The organism is Bordetella sp. BOR01 (genome assembly GCF_019218885.1).
Taxonomy (GTDB): domain Bacteria; phylum Pseudomonadota; class Gammaproteobacteria; order Burkholderiales; family Burkholderiaceae_B; genus Bordetella_A.
In genome coordinates this window covers 1,603,274-1,626,448 of sequence record NZ_JAHUWT010000001.1, presented here as the reverse complement: position 1 = coordinate 1,626,448, position 23,175 = coordinate 1,603,274, and the positions used below count along the sequence as shown (strand labels likewise).

Sequence of the window (23,175 nt, the reverse complement as noted above, 5' to 3'; positions counted from 1 at the left end):
CGACCCCGCGGCGAACCTGCGATACCGTGCGCGCCAGGTTCTCCTGCATGCGCTTGAGCGCCCCGAACAACTGTCCTACCTCGTTGCTGTTGCGAACCTCCACACGCGCCGTCAGGTCGCCGGCGGCCATGCGATCGAAATGCTGCCCGGCTTCCTGCAGCGGCAGCAGTACGCGGCGCCGCAGGAACAGGTAGGTGCCCAATACCAGCAATGCCGCCATGGCGCCGCCCACGGCAACCGCCGCCAGCACACCCTGGTAACGCTGTGTCGCCAGCACATAAGCATCCTGCAATTGGCTGGCCCGCCAGAAATCGAAGCCCTCGACCGCCCGCGCAAAGCGCCCTTCGACAGCATCGTGCAGGGTCTGCGCCTGCTTCTGGTAGGCCGCCATGTCGCCTCGTTCAAGCAAGCCGAACAAGGGCGCAATGCCCTGATGCATCAGCGCGGCATAGGCAGCGTCGACTTCGGCCAGGCTTTCCTGCGCGCCGTCCGGGCGCGGCAGCCCCTTGTAATACTCGAACTCGGTCTGGGCGCGATTCATGGCCGCGCTGGCGCGCTGCATCAGGCCGGCCGCCTCGGCAGCCAGCCCCGGTGCCAGCGCAACAGACTGGCCGGCACTGCGCACGATATCGCCGTAATGGGCATTGGCCGTGCGGGCCAGGCCATTGACCACATCTTTGTAGCTATTGACCAGGCGCGTCAGTGCGTCGCCCACATCCTGCGTCTGGCGTATGCCGGCCAGGGTGCCATTGCTGACGCGCAGCGACAGCACCCCCAGCATGGCGCCGATCACCAGCATCAGCGAGAAAAAACCCAATACGCCAAGCAGGCTGGTGCGTATCTTCATGTTGGCCACGAACTTGCGCATGATAAAACCCCCAACTACGGTCCAACGGTTGCCCCGGCGCGACGGCCTGCGCGGCCGCACGCCCTAGGCGGCAGCCTTTTCCACCAGCGCCATTTCCTCGCTGGTCATCAACTTCTCGATATCCACCAGGATCAGCATGCGATCGTCGATCGTGCCCAGGCCGGTCAGGTACTCGGTGGACAGCATTGCGCCGAATTCCGGCGCTGCGCGCACCTGGCCGGCGTTGAGCATCAGCACATCCGACACGCCGTCGACCACAATGCCCACGACGCGGTGGTCCAGGTTCAGGATGATCACAACGGTCTGTTCGTTGTATTCGACGCTGCCCAGCTTGAACTTGATGCGCAAATCCACGATGGGCACGATGATGCCGCGCAAATTGGTGACACCCTTGATGAACGAAGGAACATTGGCGATGCGCGTGACCGCCGCCGCGTCGTAACCGCGGATCTCCTGCACCTTCAGGATATCGATGCCGTACTCTTCTTCACCCAGCGTGAACACCAGGAACTCGCTGCCGACGTCTTCGACGCGCGCGGCCTGCGCTTGCGGTTTGATTGCCATGTAAGGTTCTCTCTCAATTCAATGTGGCTTCGGGCTGCGCCCATTTCTCGCGGTTCGCCCGCGCCAGCGCAAACACGTCGACAATCAGTGCCACGCTGCCGTCGCCCAGAATGGTGGCCGCAGACACGCCCGGCACTTTTCGATAATTGGATTCCAGGTTCTTCACCACGACCTGGTGCTGGCCCACCAAATGGTCCACCAGCAGCGCAAAGCGGCGGTCCTGCGCCTGCATGATGACGGCGATGGCCTGCGTGGGGTCGGCCTGCGCGCCGGCGACGCCGAACACGCGATGCAGCTCGACCAGGGGCAGGTATTCGCCCCGCACCTGCATTACCCGCTCATCCCCCGCCACCGAGTACATCTGGTCTTCGCTGGGTTGCAGCGATTCGGTTACGTGGTTCAGCGGCAAAATGAACGTCTCGGCGCCCACCCGTACCGACATCCCATCCAGGATCGCCAGCGTCAGCGGCAGTACGATGCGGGTGGTGGTGCCCTCGCCCGGCACGCAGGAAAGCTGCACGTGGCCGCCCATGTCCTGGATATTGCGCCGTACCACGTCCATGCCCACGCCGCGCCCCGAAATATCGGTCACCTGCTCGGCCGTCGAGAAGCCCGGTGCGAAGATAAGCTGCCAGACTTCTTCATCGGATGTGTTCTCGTTGACGGGCAGGCCCTGGGCCAGGGCCTTTTTCATGATCTTCTCGCGATTGAGGCCACCGCCGTCGTCGCTGACTTCGATCACGATATTGCCGCCGTTGTGCTCGGCAGACAGAATCAACTGGCCGACCGGGTCCTTGCCTTCGGCAATGCGTCTTTCCGGCGTCTCGATGCCATGGTCCAGGCTATTGCGTACCAAGTGGGTCAGCGGGTCGATGATGCGCTCGATCAGGCTCTTGTCCAGCTCGGTGGCGCGGCCATAGGTCTGCAGCTCGATCTGCTTGCCCATCTTGACGGCGATATCGCGCACCAGGCGGGGAAAGCGGCTGAACACGTAGTCCATCGGCATCATGCGGATCGACATCACCGCTTCCTGCAGGTCGCGCGCATTGCGTTCCAACTGCTCCATGCCATTGAGCAGCCGGTCGTGCAGCACCGGATCCAGGCCCGCGGCCGTCTGCGCCAACATGGCCTGGGTAATGACCAGCTCGCCCACCAGGTTGATGACCTGGTCGACTTTCTCGACGCCGACGCGAATCGACGTGGATTCTTTATCGGCCGGCGCGGCAGCCGCGGCAGCCCGCGCCGGCTTGGCCGTGACAGCCGCCGTGGCGGCCGACTGCGCAACCTGGCCAGCGGGCGGATCGGCCGCCACCTGGGCGGCAAATTCCGCCGCCGCCTGGGCAAATTGATCTACGGCGGCAACGGGCGCCCGCGGCGCGGCATCGGGTGCGGCGGCTCGCTGTACATCCAGTTGGTCGGCGTCCACGATAAAGCAGCACACCGCCTCGATATCGTCGGCCGAGCAGGTACTGTCGACCCACACTGTCAGCCCGCCCTCGGAACGGTCGCGGGCCAGCACGGTGCCCAGGTTGCCCATCTCGTCGAGCAGCGATTGCGCATCCTTGTCGGCCACGCGCGTAATGCGTACGCGGTACGGCAGGCTGCTGTCGGCCGCGGCGACCGGTGCCGGCGCAACCGGCGCGGCAGCAACCGGCGCCGCAGGCTGTTCCAGTGGCGGAGGTGTCGCGCCATGCTCTTGCGCCAGCTGCCGCAGCGCCGCGCAGATCCGTTCGTACACCGCCTCGTCGGGCTCTTGCGCGGCGCGATAAGTGTCCAATTGGCTTTTCAGCACGTCTTTCGTTTCCAGGAAAATATCCACCATATCGGCGCGCAACGCCATTTCGCCGCGCCGGATCTCGTCTAGCAAGTTCTCCAGCAAATGCGTCGTGCCCGCCAGGTGCTGGAAGCAGCCGAAGGTGGCCGCGCCGCCCTTGATGGAATGCGCGGCACGGAAGATGGCATTCAGATGCTCGATATCGGGTGCCTCGACATCGAGCTGCAACAACAACTGCTCCATTTCGGCAAGCAGTTCGTCCGCTTCGTCGAAGAATGTCTCGTAGAACTGACTGAGATCCAGACCGCCGCTCATAGACCGTACGCCTTCATTTCGAACTTGCTCAGGCACCGGGCTGCTCGCCGAGCAGTTCGGATGCCAATTCCACCAGCACGCCGGGATCGAGCGGCTTGTTCAGCCAACCGCACACCCCCAGATCGCGCGCCGCGCTCTTGCTTTGCCCATCGTCTTCCGTGGTCAGCACGAGGACGGGCAGGTCCTGGTAGCCCGGCTCGCCGCGCAGGCCCTGGATCAACGCCAGGCCGCCCATGACGGGCATGTTCCAGTCGCTGACCAGCATGTCGATGCGATTGCCGCGCGCCAGCTCGAGCGCCTGCTGGCCGTTGCCCGCCGTCAGCACACGCCAGCCTGCCTGGCTCAACGTCGCCTGGACGATCATGCGCATCGTCGCCGAATCGTCCGCCACCAATATCGTTGCCGTCATGACTACCTTGCCGTCTCGTCCCGCGGCGGTTGCTCCGCCACGGACTCGCTCATTTCCCTGGCGTTGCGCACGCTCAAATCGGCCGCCGCCGCGTTTTCCTGCTCGATCTGCTTCTGCGTGCGCCGATTCAGCACCACCAGGCTGATACGACGGTTAACGGCCGCATACGGGTCATCTTTAACCAGGCTCATGCTGGAAGACAGCCCCTGTATGCGCATCAGCTTGCCTTCGGCCATGCCGCCGGCCGCCAGTTCCTGGCGCGAGGCGTTGGCGCGGTCGGCCGACAGTTCCCAATTGCTGTAGGCACGCTCGCCACGGGCGTACTGGGTGGCATCGGTGTGCCCGGCAATACTGAGCTTGTTGGGCAACTCATTGAGCACCGGCCCCAGCTCGCGAAGAATGTCGCGCATATACGGTTGCACCTCGGCGCTGCCGGTGGCGAACATCGGCCGGTTCTGGTTGTCCACGATCTGGATGCGCAGGCCCTCGGTGGTCATGTCGATCAGCAGTTGCGGCCGGAAATTCTTCAGCACCGGGTTTTCTTCCAGCATGGCGTCCAGCCGGCGCTTCAGCCGTTCAAGCGCATGACGGTCGCGCCGCTCCGTATCGGCCTGCACCTGGGACTGCACCCGGCTGCCATCGGATTGCCGTACCTCGCCCTCGTCCCGCAAGGGGTCGTGCCCACCGCCTGGAATGGCACTGGTCTCGGCCGAATAATTCGGTCCGCCGGTCAGCGCCACGCGCAGCGGGGTGCGAAAGTATTCGGCAATACTGCGCAGTTCTTCCTTGGGCACGATGGCAATCAGCCACATCACCAGGAAAAACGCCATCATGGCGGTAATGAAATCCGCGTAGGCAATCTTCCAGCTACCGCCGTGATGGGCGCGCCGGACGACGCGCTTGCGGCGGACCACGACCCGGTGGTTGTTCAGCGAACTCATCGGACGCCCCGTCAGGCGCGGCCGGTGGCGGCCGATTTGGTCTGGCGCACGTGTTCTTCAAGCTCACCGAATGAAGGGCGCACCGAGGAGAACAGTACTTTGCGGCCGAACTCCACGGCCAACTGGGGGGGATAGCCGTTCATGCTGGCCAGCAGCGTCACCTTGATGCATTCCAGCACCTTGACCGACTCGGACGTGCGGCGTTCCAGGCGCGAAGCCAATGGCGCCACGAAGCCATAAGCCAGCAACACCCCCAGGAAGGTGCCGACCATCGCCTTCGAGATCAGATCGCCCAGCACCGCCGGCGGTTGATCCACCGCCCCCAGCGCCTTGATCACGCCCAGCACGGCCGCCACGATGCCGAAGGCCGGCAGCGCATCGGCCATCTGCTGCAGCGAGTGGCACGGCACGTCGCGCTCGTGCCGATAGGTCTCGATTTCCTCGTCCATCAGCGTCTCGATCTCGAACGAGCTCATGTTGCCGCTGATCATGATCCGCAGGTAATCGGTGATGAACTCCATCAGCTTGGCATCTTGCGTGATGCGCGGGTATTCGCTGAAGATGGCGCTGGATTCCGGGTCTTCGATATGGGACTCGATAGCCATCAGCCCTTCGCGCCGCGCCTTGTTCAGCAGCACGTAGAGCAGCGCCATCAGCTCCATGTAGACCTCTTTGCTGTACGGGGCACCCTTGATGGCCTGCGGCAGCGACTGCCGCACCAATGCCAGCGACTTGCGGCTATTGCCCGCCAGGAAAGCGCCCAGCGCGGCGCCTGCGATCAGCGTCAGTTCGAACGGCTGGTACAGTGCCCCCAGATGCCCGCCCAAGCCGATAAAACTGCCGATCACGGCGACAAGCACCACCGTATAACCAATCACAATCAACACATCGGGCCTCTGCCATCGAGTCTAGAGTTGGCGACAATGATCTCCCGCGAACCCGGTTGTAAAAACACGGGTTACGGGGAGTTTTCAGTGGCTTTTGGACTGTTTGAGGCTGTCGCTCAGGATCGCTCGGCAACCGTCGCGGGCGCGGGTTCGGCCGCGCGCTGCCCCGCGCGCGCCTTGGCCGCGGCCCGGGTCTTGCCGGCGCGGGGTGGCGGGCGGCAGATCGCGCAGATGAAGTCTCCCTGCGGATCATGCGCATGCGCAATGAAATGCCCGCCGCATTGGCGGCAAGGCGACAACTGCAGCATGCCGCTGTCGAAGAACCTGACCAGCATCCATGCCCTCGTGAAGCTCAGTACCGGCTCATCGGTGTGGTTTTCCACGCCGGCATGTTCCAGGTACAGGCGGTACGCATCGATGGTGGCGCGAATGCCGCGGCTGGCGGTACGCGTGTTCAGGAACGCATACACGTTATAGAACAGCGACGAATGGATATTCGGTAACCAGGTCATGAACCAGTCGACCGAGAACGGCAGCATGCCCTTGGGAGGCGAGCACGCGCGGATTTCGCGGTAGAGCCGCGACAGGCGGTCGTGGCTGAGACTGGTCTCGGCTTCCAGCACCTGCAGGCGCGCGCCCAGCGAAATCATGGTGCTGGCCAGGAGGATATCATCCGCCTCCTGGGACACGCTTCTGGCCCCTATGGCAGCGCGGGCCATCAGGCCAACTGCTCGACCGGCTGCTTGGCCAGCAGAATCGTGGCATGCGCCTGTTGCAGTGCCCCACCCAACACGTCCTGGGTCAGCGCCGACAGCAGGCTGTAATCATCGAAGCGGAAGCGGCACAGCAGCGAGCTCGACCCGGCCAGCTTGACCAACTGGGCTGGCGACAAGCGCATCAGGATATCGGCCACTTCGTTGCTGAAACCCAAGCGGAACATCGACGCAGCATAGTCGTCGCGCAACATCCGCTGGGCCAACAGCAGATACGAAAGATTGACTTCCCGAATATCGGCGAGCAAAGAACTATCCGCTGTATTCACGCTTATGGCTCCTGAGGGCTGGAAATGCCGGGATTTGAGTACTGGGCAATGTCGGCCCGGTCCCGCACAACCGGGCGAAACATCAGATACAACATGTATCTAGTAATACCAAGATGCGTGCAATCTACCATGCATAGTGTCAATTTTTATGACATTCATATCCAAATGTGGACTATTTTCTTATATTTGGCATAAAAGATACATTACAGTTACATTCTGGACTAACCAAGCCGCTCGAAACTCGTAAACAAACGCTTAAAACCTTTCGTTTTTATACGAATGAAATGGCCGGTTTTGTCGACAATCTTTACTTGATCGAGACGTCGACAGATACGCATGCCTTACGCCGATGACAGCCTGGTCCGGTACGCCCCGCTGGTCCGCAAGCTGGCGCTGCAGATGCTCGCGCGCCTGCCGGCCAGCGTGCAGCTCGACGACCTGGTCCAGGCCGGCATGATCGGCTTGCTGGATGCCGCCCGCCGGTACCAGGAAACCCCCGAGGCCCAGTTCGAAACCTACGCCACCACCCGTATCCGGGGCGCCATGGTGGACGAGCTGCGCAGTCAGGACTGGCTGCCCCGCAGCGTGCGCAGCAAGAGCAAGCGCATCGAAGCCGCCATCCAAAAGAAAGAGCACGAACTGATGCGCCCGCCGTCCGAGCGGGAAATCGCCGACGCGCTGGAGCTGCCGCTGGACGAATACCAGGCCATGCTCAACGATGCCCGCGGCATCCAGATCCTGCACTACGACGACCTGGGCGCGGGCGACGCCGACGATCGCGGCTGGCATGACGCACCGGCCGATACCGCGAGCAACCCGCTGGACGCCCTGCTGACGGGCGACCTGCGGCGCGCCCTGGTCGGCGCCATCGAAACCCTGCCGGACCGCGAGAAACTGGTGCTGTCGCTGTGTTACGAACAGGGCTTGAACCTGAAGGAAATCGGCGCCGTGCTGGAAGTGACCGAGGCGCGTGTCTGCCAATTGCGCAGCCAGGCCACGGCGCGCATACGGGCACGCCTGAAAGAAGGGGCCTGGCAGGAACTGCCCGCCGAATCCCACCTGGCCCAGGTGCTGTAACGACATCGGGCCCGGATATCACCAAATCCGGCAGCAATTGAACTTAAGTTGACGATGATCGCGCCGTTACCCAGGGCAGCGGGACATCGAGTCTCGCGAAGTGGGCGGCCTGGCTGCCCGGTTTGAAGAAGCCTTTCTCTCTTGGGAGCTATCCATGGCTGCTGTTATCAACACCAACTACTTGTCGCTGGTTGCGCAAAACAACCTCAACAAGTCCCAATCCGCTCTGGGCTCCGCCATCGAGCGCCTGTCCTCCGGCCTGCGCATCAACAGCGCCAAGGACGACGCCGCCGGCCAGGCCATCGCCAACCGCTTCACCGCGAACGTGCGTGGCCTGACCCAGGCTGCTCGCAACGCGAACGACGGCATCTCGCTGGCGCAGACCACCGAAGGCGCGCTGACCGAAGTCAACAACAACCTGCAGCGCATCCGCGAACTGGCTGTTCAAGCCTCCACCGGCACGAACTCCACGTCGGACCTGAAGTCGATCCAGGCTGAAATTACCCAGCGCCTGGGCGAAATCACCCGCGTGTCGGAACAGACCCAATTCAACGGCGTCAAGGTTCTGGCCAAGGAAAACACCATGACCATCCAGGTCGGTGCCAACGACGGCGAGACCATCGACATCGATCTGAAGCAGATCGACGCAGGCACGCTGGGTCTGGACTCGCTGAACGTGGTTCCTGGTATCGACGCCACCGGCCTCACGGCCTTCCAAGCCGCCTCGACCGGTGCCGGCGCGATCATTGCCGAAGACGGCGCTGGCGCCACTGCGGCCGTGGCTGCCGCCGATGTCACCTTCGCGGGCAACACTCAGACGGCTGGCGGCACTGCTTTCGCGACCGGCGACCTGCAGCAAGATGCCGACGGCAACTGGTACGTCGAAGCTACGGTTGATGGTGAAACCGTGTATTACGCTGCCACTGTCACAACCACCGACGGTGTAGGCGCAACCACCGGTCCCTCGGCTGTCGTGACCATCGACACGGAAGCCATGGGCACTGCGCCCGCCACGACCAACCCGCTGGCCGCGATCGACAAGGCCCTGGCAGACGTCGACAACCTGCGCAGCGACCTGGGTGCGATCCAGAACCGCTTCGAGTCGACCATTGCCAACCTGAACAACACGGTCAATAATCTCTCGGCCGCCCGTTCGCGTATCGAAGATGCCGATTACGCCACCGAAGTGTCGAACATGACCAAGAACCAGATCCTGCAACAAGCGGGTACCTCGGTTCTGGCGCAAGCCAACCAAGTGCCGCAAACGGTGCTTTCGCTGCTGCGTTAAGTCTCGCACGCGATAGGGTGGCTTCATGCCACCCAAATTCGAGGGCCCCGGCAAAACCGAGGGCCCTTTTTCATGCAGGCTGCCGGCCACAGAATGATCGACAAGAATAGCGGCGGCTTTGCAGTCTTCACCAGGGAATTGGAGGGCGCCCGACGCTATTAAGCTTGCCGGACTTCCCTTTGTCGGCAAACGCATGGCCAAATCCGCTCTGTCCCATCGTTCCAGGCAGGTGCCCAACACTGCTATCCGGAAACAGCTCACGCTCAAGCAGGCTCGGGACCACACCGCACGGGTTCCCCGTGACCCGGCGGGATGGCAGGATCTTGCTCGCCACCTACTCAAATCTGCTGACCTGGCCCAGGCCAGACAAGCCGCCGGGAAGGCGATTGACCTGAAATCGAACGATGCCGAATCCTGGGTAATACTGGCCAAGATCGAGGCCAAGGCTGGCGGCGATGACTTGGCCAGCAAGCATTTCCGGCATGCGCTGGGCCTGAATGCGGCGGCACTCGAGGCCCATCAAGGGCTGTCGGATATCGCATACCGAAAGAACGATCTCAAAGAGGCAATGGCTCGCGCCGATGCCGTGCTGGCGCGTAAACCCCACGATATCGCAGCCCTTTCCCGCAAAGTGCAAGTTCTTAGTCGCCAGTTCCGCTATGAAGAAGCAGTGACATTGTGCGATAAGCTCATTCGGCACGACCCCAAGAACCGGCATGTGCACTGGAATGATCTGGGCAATATCAAGCGTGATCTGGGCCTGCTTGAAGATGCCGAAGCCTGCTATCAAAAGGCGGCCTCTTTTACATCAGAGGACCCGATCCCGCTTTCGAACTGGCTGACGCTTTCTCATTATCTGCCGCATAAATCCCCCTCGGACATTCTGGAACTGTGCCGGAAATGGGCGGCAATGTTTGCACCGGGCCAGACTGTGCGGCGACCTGTGCCTACCGACCGCACACCCAGCCGCAAACTGCGTATCGGGATGTACTCCGACGGATTCCGCCAGCATCCTGTTGGCGCCATGACCACCCCGGCGCTGGAGCAGCTTGTCAAATTAGGCATCGAGATCTATGCCTATACCACCAGCAACATGGTCGACAGCGTGACGCGCCGGCTGATGGCGATCGCCGCCAAATGGACGCCTATCGCAACCGTTGGCGACGAACCGTTTGCCCAATTGATCCGCGACGACCGGATCGACATCCTGATCGATCTTTCCGGGTACAACGCGGGCAACCGCATGCGTACCATGACCTTGGAGCCAGCCCCGGTACTGGTGAAATGGGTGGGCGGCCTGATCAACACCACCGGTGTGGAATCTATCGACTACCTATTGAGCGACGGGATCGAATCTCCGCCGGGCAGCGATGCCTTCTATACGGAAAAACTCATTCGCATGCCGGATGACTATATTTGCTACATGCCGCCCACGCGGGTACCGGATGTCGCACCTCTACCCGCGCTGAGACATGGCCATGTCACGTTTGGCTGCTTCAACAATCCCACCAAAATCAACGAGGTCATTCTGGGGCAATGGGCCCGGCTGCTTCATGCTGTACCGCAATCCCGGCTGTTTCTCAAAGGCGGGCCATTCGGCAGCGACGAATTGTGCGAGCGCACGCTGGGTATCCTGGAAAGCCACGGCATAGACCGAAGCCGTATCCGCCTGGAAGGCCACTCTGCGCACTACGAACTTTTCGCACGCTACAACGAGGTCGACGTCGCCCTGGATCCCTGGCCTTACTCTGGCGGCCTGACCACCTGCGAAGCCATGCTGATGGGAGTGCCCGTGGTCACACTGCCCGGCCCGACTTTCGCCGGCCGCCATTCGGCAACGCACTTGATCAACGCAGGCATGCCAGAACTGGTTACCGACGATTGGGATCAGTACCACGCTCGCGCCCTGGAATTGGTGAGCGACCTGCAGAGCCTGGCCACTATCCGCGGCCACTTGCGCCAGATTCTGCTGGATTCGCCGGTATGCAACGCGCCCACGTTCGCGCGCCATCTGGCCGATGCGCTGCGGGCCATTTGGCAGCGATATTGCGAAGGCAAGCCACCCGCCGCACTGGCGTTCACCCCGGCCGGGCAGCCCTGGTTCGAGGACGAAGACGCCCCCATGGTGCTGACACAACCCGACCCCGACCCTGGCGAATCAAGCGAACCGGATGCGTTCCGCTTCGCGTTCGAAGGCAGGATCGTGACTCTGGATCATGGTGGGACACTGGTACGCGGCCACAAGTTCGCGGCGTTGCACAAGCTGCATGCGCTGTCCGTGGTGCTCATCGACCCCGCCAGCGCCGTGCGGCATGGCGATCGGCTCAAGCAAGAAAATGCCATCGAACACTACCAGGCGCATATCGCCCTGGGCGACGGGGAACCGGCAGTCTTGCACGCCTGCTTGAACGCCTCGCTCAGCGGCACCCTGGAACCGCTGCCGGCCGAGCTGCAATTGCCCGTCAGGCGCACCGACGCCAAAGTACTGGCCAGGCTACCCATTTCCACCATCCGCCTCGATGATGTCGAAGGCATGAACAAACTGGAATGGCTGGTGCTGGATGACGCGCATGACAACCTGAAGCTGCTGCGTGGTGCCTCCCGCTTGCTGCCCGGCACGCTGGTGATCCAGGCAAGCGTCCACTTCGCGCCGACGTATCGGGCCCAGCCGGGCCTGGACGAACTGGTGTCGCTGCTGACCGGGCATGGCATGCACTTGCTGCGCCTGGACAACGCACGGTACAGCCTGTATTCGCCTTCCGAAACGCTGGCCGGCGCCGGCTATGGGGGTTCTCAATTGCTCAGCGCCGACGCGATCTTCGTGCCCGGCGAGGCGCGACTCAACACGCTGGATGGCAACAGCCGCTTGAAACTCGCCTTCATTGCCCATGCAGGCTATGGACTGACCGACTTTGCTTTCGACGTGCTCGAACGCCTCGCCCCGGAAACAGCCCAGCGCTTCCTGGACACGCTGGGCGGGCTCGCCGGTCACCACAGGCCCGGCGTGCCGCCATCGACCGCCATAACGCCGCCAGTCGCGCATATGACCACCGTACGCGTACCGGCGGATATTGCCAAGCTGACCGAGGCAGTTCCACGGGTTCCTCATATGGAGCTGGAAGGCCAGGCCTTGCTGGCCGAATGCCTGTCCAAAGCCGAGGTCTTTCTGGAGTACGGATCCGGCGGCAGTTCGGTCATGGCTTCTGGCAGCGCGGTGCGCAAGATCTATTCAGTGGATTCGGACCAGCCGTTTTTGCAAGCGGTACAGGCTCGCATCGCGCAAACCGGCGGCGATAGCTCGAAGTATGTACCGATCTATATCGACATCGGGCCGACAGGCGCATGGGGCCGGCCGTCCGATCATGGCAGCGCGGCGCTGTGGCCGGCCTACGTCAACGAACCGTGGACCACTATGAAAAACCATGGAGAGGCGCCTGATCTGGTACTGATCGATGGGCGCTTCCGCGTGGCGTCGTTCCTTATTTCAGCCCTGTTCGCCCCTGCCGGCTGCATTATCCTGTTCGACGACTATTTCGACCGGCCGGCCTATCACGTCGTCGAGAAATACCTGAAACCCGTTCGCGCAGCGGGCCGCATGGCTCAGTTCGTCGTCGAAGCGGAACGGCCGCAGGGGCTGGTCCAAGAACTGCTCAGGTATTGCACGAATCCCGCCTGACGGGCACGCCTGCCGCCCATGCCAGGCCGCGACACGCAACCCGATGGGCAGGCTGACCTGGCGCAGCCCTGCTTTGGTCGATAAGCTTTGCACCTCATTGCTTGTCTCAGCCAGACATCCTTGAGATGGCCAAGCTTAAGCCGGGGACCATCATCCCGACCCCGAAGAAGACAGAATCATCGATCGGGGCATTGCTGCCGACCCTGACGCGCCCGAAGCTACCGCCGCCGATCTCGCGCCGGCCCGAAAGCTGGGCAGGCCGCCGGCTGAACGCGCTAAAGTACAACTCACCGTGCGTTATGACCAGGACGTTGTCGAGGCCTTCAAAACCGGTGGTCCGGGTTGGCAGACACGCATGAACGATGCACTACGCGACTGGCTACGCCGTCGCGCATAACATGCCCGCACAAAGTATCGAAGCCGTCCATGGACGGCTTCGATACTTTTGCAGCACAAGCTACTACTTCTTCCGCACCGGCGGCAGGTCCGTGCAAACGCCTTCGGCCACTTCCGCCGCCATCCCCACCGATTCCCCCAGGGTGGGATGCGGGTGGATGGTCTTGCCGATGTCCACCATGTCGGCCCCCATCTCGATCGCCAGCGCGATCTCGCTGATCAAGTCGCCAGCGTGGGTACCCACGATGCCGCCACCCAGGATGCGGTGGCTTTCGGCGTCGAACAGCAGCTTGGTGAAGCCTTCGTCGCGGCCATTGGCAATGGCGCGGCCGGAAGCTGCCCAGGGGAACAGGCCCTTCTCGATCTTGATGCCCTGCTTCCCGGCTTCGTCTTCGGTCAGGCCTACCCAGGCCACTTCGGGATCGGTGTAGGCCACCGACGGGATGACGCGCGCGTCGAAGAACGACTTCTGGCCGGCCGCGGCCTCGGCCGCCACATGGCCTTCATGCACCGCCTTGTGCGCCAGCATGGGTTGGCCCACGATGTCGCCGATGGCAAAGATATGCGGCACGTTGGTGCGCATCTGCTTGTCGACTTCGATGAAGCCGCGCTCGGTGACGGCGATGCCTGCCTTGTCGGCACCGATCTTCTTGCCGTTCGGGCTGCGTCCCACGGCCTGCAGCACCAGGTCGTAGCGTTGCGGCTCTTTCGGTGCGCCCTCGCCCTCGAAGCTGACGTAGATGCCGTCCTTCCTGGCCTCGGCGCCCACCGTCTTGGTCTTGAGCATGATGTTGTCAAAGCGCGGCGCATTCATCTTCTGCCATACCTTGACCAGGTCGCGGTCGGCGCCCTGCATCAGGCCGTCCAGCATTTCCACCACGTCCAGGCGCGCGCCCAGGGTGGAATACACGGTACCCATTTCCAGGCCGATGATGCCACCACCGACGATCAGCATTTTCTTGGGGATCTCGCGCAACTGCAGCGCACCGGTGGAATCGACGATGCGCTCATCATCGGGCAGGAACGGCAGCTTCACCGACTGGCTGCCGGCGGCGATGACGGCGTTCTTGAAGCGGATGGTCTGGCTCTTGCCGTCGGCGCCCTTGACCGCCAGGTGATGCGGGTCGGCGAATTCGCCCACGCCGGTCACCACCTTGACCTTGCGGGCCTTCGCCATGCCGGCCAGGCCGCCGGTCAGCTTGGCGACCACGCTGTCCTTGTAGCCACGCAGCTTGTCCAGGTCGATCCTGGGTTCGCCGAAGCTGATGCCGTGCGCGGCCAGCGCACGCGCCTCGTCGATGACGGCCGCGTTGTGCAGCAAAGCCTTGGACGGAATGCAGCCCACGTTCAGGCACACGCCGCCCAGGGTTTCGTAGCGCTCGACCAGCACGGTGGACAGGCCCAGGTCGGCGGCGCGGAAGGCGGCCGAATAGCCGCCGGGGCCGGCGCCCAGCACCAGCACGTCGCATTCCAGGTCGGCAGAGCCGCTGTAGGAAGCGGCCGCGGGCGCCGCGGCCTTGTCTTGCCCAGCGGCTGGCCGCGGGTCTTCTTGAGGGGCTTGCGCTTTGCTGGCAGTGTCGGCAGCGGCCTTTTTGGGCTCGTCCTTGGAATCGCCCTTAGATTCCGCTTCGGCCGCCTCGATCTCCAGGATCACCTTGCCTTCGGCGACCTTGTCGCCAACCTTCACTTTCACCGACTTCACCACGCCGCTGGCCGAGGCAGGAATTTCCATCGACGCCTTGTCCGACTCGACCGTGATCAGGCTTTGTTCCGCCTTGATCGTGTCGCCTTCGGACACCAGCACCTCGATGACTTCCACTTCCTTGAAGTCGCCTATGTCCGGAACCTTGATTTCCACGAGTTTGCTCATAAGGCCCCCGGTTACAGCGCAATGCGACGGAAGTCGGCCAGCAACTGGCCCAGGTACGCGTTGAAGCGCGCAGCGGCGGCGCCGTCGATGACCCGGTGGTCGTACGACAGCGACAGCGGCACGATCAGGCGCGGCACGAACTGCTTGCCATCCCATACCGGTTTCTGGGCCGAGCGCGACACGCCCAGGATGGCCACTTCGGGCGCATTGATGATGGGCGTGAAATGCGTGCCGCCGATGCCGCCCAGCGAAGAGATCGAGAAGCAGCCACCCTGCATCTCGGCCGGCGAGATCTTGCCGTCGCGAGCCTTCTTGGACAATTCGCCCATTTCCTTGGCGATGTCCAGGATGCCCTTCTTGTCGGCATCGCGGATCACCGGCACCACCAAGCCATTGGGCGTGTCGGCGGCGAAACCGATGTGGTAGTACTGCTTGTAGACCAACTGGTCGCCATCCAGCGACGCATTGAACTCAGGGAACTTCTTCAGCCCCGCCACCACTGCCTTGATCAGGAAGGCCAGCATGGTGACCTTGACGCCGGACTTCTCGTTTTCTTTGTTCAGCGTGACCCGCAGCGCTTCCAGGTCGGTGATGTCCGCTTCGTCGTTATTGGTGACGTGCGGGATCATGACCCAGTTGCGGTGCAGGTTGGCGCCGGAAATCTTCTTGATGCGCGACAGCGGCTTGGCTTCGATCGGGCCGAACTTGGTGAAGTCGATCTTCGGCCATGGCAGCAAGCCCAGCGCGGCGCCGTCGGCACCGCCCGCCGCGGCAGCCGGAGCGGCCAGCGCCTGCTTCACGAAGGCGCGCACGTCGTCGGCGGTGATGCGGTCTTTGAGCCCCGAGCCCTTGACCTTGCTCAGGTTCACACCCAGCTCGCGGGCGAACTTGCGCACCGAAGGCGAAGCATGGGGCAATTGGCCGGGCTTCAGGCCGGGATCTTCCAGCGCGGCGGCAGGCGCCGGCTTGTCGGCAGGCGCCGGCGCAGCCTTGGCGTCATCCTGGCGATCCGACGCCTTCTGGTCAGCGGCCTGCCGGGGTGCCTTGTCTTGCGCGGGCGCGTCGGCCTTGGCGGCGGCAGCGCCCCCGCCCCCTTCCACCACGACAATAGCCGTACCCTTGGCGACCTTGTCGCCCACCTTGACCTTTACTTCCTTGACCACCCCGCCGGCCGAAGCCGGGATTTCCATCGAGGCCTTGTCGGATTCGACCGTGATCAGGCTTTGCTCGGCCTTGATGGTGTCGCCCACCGCAACCATGACTTCGATGACTTCCACTTCCTTGAAGTCGCCTATGTCGGGCACGGCGATCTCGGAGGTGCCGCCACCGGACTGGCCCTGGCCCGCGTTGGCTGCCGGTTTGACGTCCGGAGCTTCTGCGGTCTGGCCTTGGGTTTTCTCGGCGGCCCCGGCTGCCGGTTTCTCTTGGCTGGCAGCCGCCTTGGGCTCGTCCTTGGAGCCGCCCTTAGATTCCGCTTCGGCCGCCTCGATCTCCAGGATCACCTTGCCTTCGGCGACCTTGTCGCCAACCTTCACTTTCACCGACTTCACCACGCCGCCGGCCGAGGCAGGAATTTCCATCGACGCCTTGTCCGACTCGACCGTGATCAGGCTTTGTTCCGCCTTGATCGTGTCGCCCTCGGACACCAGCACCTCGATGACTTCCACTTCCTTGAAGTCGCCTATGTCCGGAACCTTGATTTCCACGAGTTTGCTCATGTCTGTTTACCTTCAGGCGTGGTGCGGGTTGGCTTTTTCAGGGTTGATGCCGTACTTCTTGATGGCCTCGGCCACCTTGGCCACGGGTATCTTGCCCTCGTCGGCCAGGGCGCGCAAGGCGGCCAGCACCACGAAATGGCGGTCGACTTCAAAGTGCTCGCGCAGCTTGTAGCGGAAGTCGGAACGGCCGAAGCCGTCGGTGCCCAGCACGCGGTAGCTGCGGTCCTTGGGCACGAACGGACGGATCTGGTCGGCGAACAGCTTCATGTAGTCGGTGGACGCGATGATCGGGCCCTCGGTCTTTTCAAGCTGCGTCGTCACGTACGGCACCTGCGGCTTCTTCTGCTCGGGATTCAGCAGGTTGTGGCGGTCGGCGTCCAGGCCGTCGCGGCGCAGTTCGGTGAAGCTGGTGACGCTCCACAGGTCCGAGGCCACGCCCCAGTCGGCTTCCAGCAGTTCCTGGGCGGCCATGACTTCGCGCAGGATGGTGCCCGAACCCATCAGTTGCACGCGCTGCTTGCCCTTGCCATGCGACTTCAGCTTGTACATGCCCTTGATGATGCCCTCCTCGTCGCCCTTGGTCAGTCCGGGCTGCGGGTAGTTCTCGTTCATCACGGTCAGGTAGTAATACACGTTCTCCTGGTCTTCGACCATGCGCTTCAGGCCGTGCTGGATGATGACAGCCAGCTCGTGGCCGAACGTGGGATCGTAGGACACGCAGTTCGGGATGGTCGAGGCCAGGATGTGGCTGTGGCCGTCTTCGTGCTGCAGGCCTTCGCCATTGAGCGTGGTGCGCCCGGCGGTGCCGCCCAGCAGGAAGCCGCGCGCCTGCATGTCGCCGGCCGCCCAGGCCAGGTCGCCGATGCGCTGGAACCCGAACATCGAGTAGTAGATGAAGAACGGGATCATGATGCGGTTATTCGTGGAATACGACGTCGCCGCCGCCATCCACGAGCTCATGGCGCCCGCTTCGTTGATGCCTTCCTGCAGCAGTTGGCCGTCGGCCGCTTCTTTGTAGTACATGACCTGGTCTTTATCGACCGGGGTGTACTTCTGCCCTTCGGGCGCGTAGATGCCGATCTGGCGGAACAGGCCTTCCATGCCGAAGGTACGCGACTCGTCGGCCAGAATGGGCACCACGCGCGGGCCCAGGTCTTTGTCGCGCAGGATCTGGTTCAGCACCCTCACGAACGCCTGGGTGGTCGAGATCTCGCGGCCTTCCGAGGTCGGCTCGAGCACGGCCTTGAAGGCGTCCAGCGCCGGCGCCTTGAGCTGCTCGTCGGCCTTGGGACGGCGCTTGGGCAGGTAGCCGCCCAGCGCCTTGCGGCGCTCGTGCAGGTACTTCATCTCGGCCGAATCTTCGGCCGGCTTGAAGTACGGCAGCTTCTCGAGCTGGTCGTCGGGAATCGGAATGGCAAAGCGGTCGCGGAACTCGCGGATCGATTCCAGCTCCAGCTTTTTCTGCTGGTGGGTGGGGTTCTTGGCCTGGCCCACATGGCCCATGCCATAACCCTTGATGGTCTTGGCCAGGATGACGGTGGGCTGGCCCTCGTGCGTGGCGGCCGACTTGAAAGCCGCGTACACCTTGTGGGGGTCGTGGCCGCCGCGATTCAGGCGCCAGATATCTTCGTCGCTCATGCGCGACACGGCTTCCAGCAGCTTGGGGTGCTTGCCGAAGAAGTGGTCGCGCACGAACTTGCCGTCGTTGGCCTTGTACGCCTGGTATTCGCCGTCGACCGTGTCTTCCATGATCTTGCGCAGGATGCCTTCTTTGTCGTGCGCCAGCAACGGGTCCCAGTAGCCGCCCCAGATCAGCTTGATGACATTCCAGCCCGAACCGCGGAAATCGCCTTCGAGTTCCTGGATGATCTTGCCATTGCCGCGCACCGGGCCGTCCAGGCGCTGCAGGTTGCAGTTGATGACGAAGATCAGGTTGTCGAGCTTTTCGCGCGCGGCCAGGGTGATGGCCCCCAACGATTCGGGCTCGTCCATTTCGCCGTCGCCGCAGAATACCCATACCTTGCGCTTGCTGGTGTCGGCAATGCCGCGGGCATGCAGGTACTTCAGGAAGCGCGCCTGGTAGATCGCCATCAGCGGGCCCAGGCCCATCGACACCGTGGGGAACTGCCAGAATTCCGGCATCAGCTTGGGATGCGGATACGATGACAGGCCCTTGCCGTCGACCTCTTGGCGAAAATGATCCAGTTGCTCGGCGGTCAGGCGCCCTTCAAGATAGGCGCGGCCGTACATGCCGGGCGAGGTATGGCCCTGGAAGTACACCAGGTCGCCGCCATGGTCGGCGTCTTCGGCGTGCCAGAAGTGGTTCTGGCCGCAGCCTATCATGGTGGCCAGCGAGGCGAACGAGGCAATATGGCCGCCCAGGTCGCCGCCATCGGGCGGATTATGCTTGTTGGCCTTGACCACCATTGCCATGGCGTTCCAGCGCACATACGAGCGAATACGCGATTCCAGCTCGAGATTGCCGGGGTGCGCGGGCTCGAGCCCGGGCGGGATGGTGTTGACGTAGGCAGTATTGGGCGAAAATGGGATGTGCGCACCGGAACGGCGGGCCTCGTCGATCAGGCGTTCCAGCAGGTAATGGGCACGCTCGGGGCCTTCGCGGTCAAGCACGGCGGCCAGGGCTTCGAGCCACTCCTGGGTTTCCAGGGTGTCTTCATCATTGGCGGCAGATAGCGCGCGAGCCTGGGCGTTAGAGGACATCGTGTGTCTCCTGTGGGAGTTCTGAACATGCCCGCCCCCGGGGTAGCGGGTCGGGCAGACCAATGGTTCCGGCACGTGCCGGGATTGATTATCCGCTGCCTTGGCAATCGATCCGGTAGCGTACGGCAGGGACGCTGAACGCGAAGAGTAACCCGTCCCACAGAAAATTTCATGTTGCGGTACGGCATTTCATAATATGAAAAATTGACAAAAAACTGAATAAACTGGGCCAGTCTACCAACCCATACGGCCACTGGCCGCGCAGGCGTACGCAACACGCTCTAAAATGCCCGCTCTATACGGCCCGAACGTCATGTCCAGCCAGCACAAGTCGAACATTCCGAACTCGTTCCACGACCATGCCCGCAAGCGCCGGCGTGGCGTGTACTGGCTCACGCCGGCCGTGGTGCTGATTCTGTATCTGTGCGTGATGGGTGCCTTCTTCTGGCTGCAGCGCCTGCACGACGACAGCGTCATGTTCGTGACCATCGACCAGGAAGTGCGCCAGCAGCGCCTGATCTGGGTGGTGCTGGCCCTGTCCTGCGTCATCATCATCAGCCTGTTGATGCTGTGGCGCTACACCCGCTTTCGTTCCACCGCCGAAGCCGCCCTGATCGCCGAGACGGGATTTCGCCGCGCCATGGAAAACTCCATGTCCACCGGCATGCGCGTGCTCGACATGGAAGGCCGCATCGCCTATGTGAACCCGGCGTTCTGCCGCATGATCGGCTGGAACGAGGCCGACCTGATCGGCCGCAGCCCGCCCTTCCCTTACTGGGTGCCGGGCCGCCACGAACAGCACCAGCACACCCTGGATGTGCTCACCTCGGGCAAGACGCCCAGCAGCGGGCTCGAAGTCGAGGCGCAGCGCCGCGACGGGTCGCGCTTTACCGCGCGCATGTATGTATCGCCGCTGCTCGACCCCAACGGCACCCAGATCGGCTGGATGACCTCGATGACGGACATCACAGAGCCCAAGCGCATCCGCGAAGCCCTGACCGCGGCGCACGAGCGCTTCATGACCGTGCTCGAGGGCCTGGACGACGCCATCTCGGTCACCGCCGACACCCACGACGGGCTGGAACTGCTGTTCGCCAATCGCACTTATCGCCGGGTGTTCGGCGCCCAGACGGGCGGCCACGACGAACTGCTGGCCGGGCGGCGCGGCCGCTTTACCGACGAGTCGGTAGAAGTATTCGCCCCGTCGGTGCAACGTTGGTTCGAAGTGCACCATCGCATGCTGGCCTGGACCGACGGCCGTCGCGTGCGCATGCAAGTGGCGCGCGACATCACCGAGCGCCGAAATCACGAAGAAGCCTCGCGCGTGCAGCAAGAAAAGATCCAGCTCACCAGCCGCCTGACCACCATGGGCGAAATGGCATCGTCGCTGGCCCACGAGCTGAACCAGCCGCTGACCGCCATCGCCAACTACAGCATGGGCGCCGTGGCCCTGGTGAAAGCCGGGCACACCAGCCCCAACATGCTGCTGCCCGCCCTGGAAAAAGCCGCCTCGCAGGCCGAACGCGCGGGCAAGATCATCAGCCGCATCCGCGAGTTCGTCAAACGCAGCGAGCCGCGCCGCCAGCGCGTGCCTATCAGTCGCATCGTGGACAATGCCATCGGTTTCGCCGAGATCGACGCGCGCAAGCGCCGTATCCGCATCGAGCCCTTCGTGCCGTCCAATGCGCCCGATGTGCTGGCCGACCCCATCCTGATCGAACAGGTACTGCTGAATCTGCTGAAAAACGGCCTGGAGGCCATGGAAAAAAGCGAATCCGACGAACTCAAGGTCGCCGTGATCCCGCACGAACAGCAGATCGAAGTCGCCGTGGTCGACCGGGGCCATGGCCTGGCCGAGCCCGAACGCCTGTTCGAGCCCTTCTTCAGCACCAAGTCGCAAGGCCTGGGCATGGGGCTGAATATCTGCCGTACCATTATCGAGTCGCACCACGGCCGCCTGTGGGCGGACCCGAACCCCGCTGGCGGTACTATTTTCCGCTTTACCCTGCCCTGCGCCACGCCCGATAAGCGTGCGCAGAGTGATCAGCCCGAGGAGTTGCACGCATGAACACCCCCCCCCAGTCGAGCACGGTATTCATTGTCGATGACGACGAAGCGGTACGCGATTCACTGCGCTGGCTGCTAGAGGCCAACGGCTACCGCGTCCGCGCGTTCGCCAGCGGCGAGACGTTTCTCGAGGAATACGATGCCTCGCAGGTTGGCGTACTGATCGCCGACGTGCGCATGCCCGGCATGAGCGGCCTGGAACTGCAAGAACAGATCCTGGCGCGCAACGCGCCGCTGCCGATCGTGTTCATCACGGGCCACGGCGACGTGCCCATGGCCGTGTCCACCATGAAGAAGGGTGCGGTCGATTTTCTCGAGAAGCCTTTCAATGAATCCGACCTGCGCGAGATCGTCGCGCGCATGCTCGAGCAGGCAACCCAGCGCATCAGCCAGTTCCAGGCCCAGAAAGACCACGAAGCCATGCTGGCGCGGCTGACGGCGCGCGAGCAGCAAGTGCTGGAACGCATCGTGGCGGGCCGGCTGAACAAGCAGATTGCCGACGACCTGGGCATCAGCATCAAGACCGTCGAAGCCCATCGCGCCAACATCATGGAAAAGCTTGAAGTCACCACGGTCGCCGACTTGATGAAAGTCGCGCTGGCCAAACCCGAGGCACATGCATGACCCAGCAGTCCGCTTCCGCCACGGTGCACGCGGGTGCGCGCATCATCGACGGCGCCGCCCTGGCGCAACGTATTCGTGAAGACGTCGCCCGACGGGTGCAGGCACTGTCCCCCAAGGGCGTGCGGCCCGGCCTGGCCGTGGTGCTGGTGGGCGATGACCCCGCCTCGCAAGTGTATGTGCGCAACAAGGTGGCGGCCTGCGAAAAGGCCGGGCTGTACTCCATCAAAGAGCAGTACCCGGCCGACATGACCGAAGCCGAACTGCTGGCCCGCATCGATGCCCTGAACCGCGACCCCGCCATCCACGGCATCCTGGTGCAGTTGCCCCTGCCGTCACACATGAACAGCCACAAGGTCATCGAGGCCATCGCGGCCGAGAAAGACGTGGACGGCTTTCATATCAGCAATGCCGGCCTGCTGATGACCGGCCAGCCGCTGTTCCGGCCCTGCACGCCTTATGGCGTGATGAAGATGCTGGAAGCCGAGGGCGTGGCGCTGCGCGGTGCCGAGGCGGTGATCGTGGGGGCCAGCAATATTGTCGGCAAACCCATGGCCATGCTGCTGCTGCAGGCCGGTGCCACCATCACGATCTGCAACTCCAAGACCCGCGACCTGGCGGCCCAGACCCGCCGCGCCGACGTGCTGGTGGTGGCCACGGGCAAGCCGGGCATGATCGATGGCAGCATGATCAAACCGGGCGCGGTGGTGATCGACGTGGGCATCAATCGCGGTGCCGACGGCAAACTGTGCGGCGACGTGGATTTCGCCTCGGCGCGGGAAGTCGCCGGGGCCATCACCCCCGTGCCGGGCGGCGTGGGGCCCATGACCATCGCCATGCTGCTGGTCAATACGGTTGAGGCCGCCGAACGGGCTGCAGCCTGACGCCAGCCTCTGCCTTGCGCAGGCGCCCGGCACCTGCCCGCCCCCGGCTTGTTTTCC

19 protein-coding genes are annotated in these 23,175 nt (G+C 63.2%); 7 read left to right on the top strand and 12 right to left on the bottom strand.

All coding sequences use genetic code 11. From position 1 onward, the window contains the following. The 8 genes from KW845_RS07800 to flhD all read right to left on the bottom strand — a co-directional run. Window positions 1-868, bottom strand: an 868-nt coding sequence (locus KW845_RS07800) for a Tar ligand binding domain-containing protein (protein ID WP_218368550.1), incomplete at its 3' end; no start/stop codon positions are given. A 63-nt stretch (window positions 869-931) separates the two neighbouring features. Next, on the bottom strand, window positions 932-1,432 hold the full coding sequence (gene cheW / locus KW845_RS07795) for a chemotaxis protein CheW (protein WP_218368549.1): 501 nt from the start codon (window positions 1,430-1,432) through the stop codon (window positions 932-934). Window positions 1,433-1,445: 13 nt separating this feature from the next. Further along, complete coding sequence (cheA, locus tag KW845_RS07790; protein WP_218368548.1) at window positions 1,446-3,521, bottom strand: chemotaxis protein CheA; 2,076 nt, start codon at window positions 3,519-3,521, stop codon at window positions 1,446-1,448. Window positions 3,522-3,549: 28 nt separating this feature from the next. Continuing rightward, the gene (locus KW845_RS07785) at window positions 3,550-3,930 is read right to left on the bottom strand and encodes a response regulator (RefSeq protein ID WP_218368547.1); all 381 of its coding nucleotides are present in this window, start codon (window positions 3,928-3,930) and stop codon (window positions 3,550-3,552) included. 2 nt (window positions 3,931-3,932) lie between these two features. Further along, a complete protein-coding gene (gene motB, locus KW845_RS07780) occupies window positions 3,933-4,871 on the bottom strand; it encodes a flagellar motor protein MotB (protein ID WP_218368546.1) in 939 nt (312 codons plus the stop codon). An 11-nt stretch (window positions 4,872-4,882) separates the two neighbouring features. Next, complete coding sequence (gene motA, locus KW845_RS07775) at window positions 4,883-5,758, bottom strand: flagellar motor stator protein MotA (protein ID WP_218368545.1); 876 nt, start codon at window positions 5,756-5,758, stop codon at window positions 4,883-4,885. 116 nt (window positions 5,759-5,874) lie between these two features. Next, complete coding sequence (gene flhC, locus KW845_RS07770) at window positions 5,875-6,462, bottom strand: flagellar transcriptional regulator FlhC (protein ID WP_218368663.1); 588 nt, start codon at window positions 6,460-6,462, stop codon at window positions 5,875-5,877. A 14-nt stretch (window positions 6,463-6,476) separates the two neighbouring features. Beyond that, window positions 6,477-6,800, bottom strand: a complete 324-nt coding sequence (gene flhD / locus KW845_RS07765) for a flagellar transcriptional regulator FlhD (RefSeq protein ID WP_041862855.1) — start codon at window positions 6,798-6,800, stop codon at window positions 6,477-6,479. 336 nt (window positions 6,801-7,136) lie between these two features. Here flhD and KW845_RS07760 point away from each other — a divergent pair, with 336 nt between their 5' ends. Beyond that, on the top strand, window positions 7,137-7,877 hold the full coding sequence (locus KW845_RS07760; RefSeq protein WP_218368544.1) for an RNA polymerase sigma factor FliA: 741 nt from the start codon (window positions 7,137-7,139) through the stop codon (window positions 7,875-7,877). A 154-nt stretch (window positions 7,878-8,031) separates the two neighbouring features. Then, window positions 8,032-9,165 carry a FliC/FljB family flagellin gene (locus KW845_RS07755; RefSeq protein ID WP_218368543.1) on the top strand — a complete coding sequence of 378 codons (1,134 nt, stop codon included), beginning with the start codon at window positions 8,032-8,034 and terminating at the stop codon, window positions 9,163-9,165. Window positions 9,166-9,499: 334 nt separating this feature from the next. Here KW845_RS07755 and KW845_RS07750 read toward each other — a convergent pair whose 3' ends face one another. Continuing rightward, window positions 9,500-9,955: a hypothetical protein gene (locus KW845_RS07750; protein ID WP_218368542.1), complete on the bottom strand. Its 456-nt coding sequence runs from the start codon at window positions 9,953-9,955 to the stop codon at window positions 9,500-9,502. A gap of 153 nt (window positions 9,956-10,108) precedes the next feature. Between KW845_RS07750 and KW845_RS07745 the strand changes: the two genes are divergently transcribed. Both KW845_RS07745 and KW845_RS07740 read left to right on the top strand, forming a co-directional pair. Continuing rightward, window positions 10,109-12,841 (top strand): hypothetical protein, encoded by a 2,733-nt coding sequence (locus KW845_RS07745; protein WP_218368541.1) that lies wholly within the window; start codon window positions 10,109-10,111, stop codon window positions 12,839-12,841. Between the two features lie 175 nt (window positions 12,842-13,016). Beyond that, window positions 13,017-13,238 (top strand): BrnA antitoxin family protein, encoded by a 222-nt coding sequence (locus KW845_RS07740; protein ID WP_218368662.1) that lies wholly within the window; start codon window positions 13,017-13,019, stop codon window positions 13,236-13,238. 63 nt (window positions 13,239-13,301) lie between these two features. Here the strand turns inward: KW845_RS07740 and lpdA are convergent, their stop codons facing one another. The 3 genes from lpdA to aceE are packed head-to-tail and all read right to left on the bottom strand — an operon-like array spanning window position 13,302 to window position 19,546. After that, on the bottom strand, window positions 13,302-15,107 hold the full coding sequence (gene lpdA, locus KW845_RS07735) for a dihydrolipoyl dehydrogenase (protein WP_218368540.1): 1,806 nt from the start codon (window positions 15,105-15,107) through the stop codon (window positions 13,302-13,304). Window positions 15,108-15,118: 11 nt separating this feature from the next. Further along, window positions 15,119-16,825 (bottom strand): dihydrolipoyllysine-residue acetyltransferase, encoded by a 1,707-nt coding sequence (gene aceF, locus KW845_RS07730; RefSeq protein ID WP_218368539.1) that lies wholly within the window; start codon window positions 16,823-16,825, stop codon window positions 15,119-15,121. Window positions 16,826-16,837: 12 nt separating this feature from the next. Beyond that, complete coding sequence (gene aceE / locus KW845_RS07725; protein ID WP_218368538.1) at window positions 16,838-19,546, bottom strand: pyruvate dehydrogenase (acetyl-transferring), homodimeric type; 2,709 nt, start codon at window positions 19,544-19,546, stop codon at window positions 16,838-16,840. Window positions 19,547-19,859: 313 nt separating this feature from the next. Here aceE and KW845_RS07720 point away from each other — a divergent pair, with 313 nt between their 5' ends. The 3 genes from KW845_RS07720 to folD are packed head-to-tail and all read left to right on the top strand — an operon-like array spanning window position 19,860 to window position 23,118. Beyond that, entirely contained in the window at window positions 19,860-21,614 is a 1,755-nt protein-coding gene (locus KW845_RS07720) for a PAS domain S-box protein (RefSeq protein ID WP_218368537.1), read from the top strand. Next, on the top strand, window positions 21,611-22,237 hold the full coding sequence (locus KW845_RS07715; RefSeq protein WP_207404664.1) for a response regulator transcription factor: 627 nt from the start codon (window positions 21,611-21,613) through the stop codon (window positions 22,235-22,237). Before KW845_RS07720 ends, KW845_RS07715 begins: the two co-directional genes overlap by 4 nt. Next, window positions 22,234-23,118, top strand: a complete 885-nt coding sequence (gene folD, locus KW845_RS07710) for a bifunctional methylenetetrahydrofolate dehydrogenase/methenyltetrahydrofolate cyclohydrolase FolD (RefSeq protein ID WP_218368536.1) — start codon at window positions 22,234-22,236, stop codon at window positions 23,116-23,118. The genes KW845_RS07715 and folD overlap by 4 nt, the downstream gene beginning before the upstream one ends. Window positions 23,119-23,175: the final 57 nt, after the last annotated feature.

Excerpts from the sequence above, each read along its gene's own strand:
- cheW (WP_218368549.1), bottom strand. The coding sequence starts at position 1,432 with ATGGCAATCAAACCGCAAGCGCAGGCCGCGCGCGTCGAAGACGTCGGC.
- cheA (WP_218368548.1), bottom strand. The coding sequence starts at position 3,521 with ATGAGCGGCGGTCTGGATCTCAGTCAGTTCTACGAGACATTCTTCGAC.
- KW845_RS07785 (WP_218368547.1), bottom strand. The coding sequence starts at position 3,930 with ATGACGGCAACGATATTGGTGGCGGACGATTCGGCGACGATGCGCATG.
- motB (WP_218368546.1), bottom strand. The coding sequence starts at position 4,871 with ATGAGTTCGCTGAACAACCACCGGGTCGTGGTCCGCCGCAAGCGCGTC.
- KW845_RS07760 (WP_218368544.1), top strand. The coding sequence starts at position 7,137 with ATGCCTTACGCCGATGACAGCCTGGTCCGGTACGCCCCGCTGGTCCGC.
- KW845_RS07755 (WP_218368543.1), top strand. The coding sequence starts at position 8,032 with ATGGCTGCTGTTATCAACACCAACTACTTGTCGCTGGTTGCGCAAAAC.
- lpdA (WP_218368540.1), bottom strand. The coding sequence starts at position 15,107 with ATGAGCAAACTCGTGGAAATCAAGGTTCCGGACATAGGCGACTTCAAG.
- aceF (WP_218368539.1), bottom strand. The coding sequence starts at position 16,825 with ATGAGCAAACTCGTGGAAATCAAGGTTCCGGACATAGGCGACTTCAAG.
- aceE (WP_218368538.1), bottom strand. The coding sequence starts at position 19,546 with ATGTCCTCTAACGCCCAGGCTCGCGCGCTATCTGCCGCCAATGATGAA.
- KW845_RS07720 (WP_218368537.1), top strand. The coding sequence starts at position 19,860 with ATGTCCAGCCAGCACAAGTCGAACATTCCGAACTCGTTCCACGACCAT.
- KW845_RS07715 (WP_207404664.1), top strand. The coding sequence starts at position 21,611 with ATGAACACCCCCCCCCAGTCGAGCACGGTATTCATTGTCGATGACGAC.
- folD (WP_218368536.1), top strand. The coding sequence starts at position 22,234 with ATGACCCAGCAGTCCGCTTCCGCCACGGTGCACGCGGGTGCGCGCATC.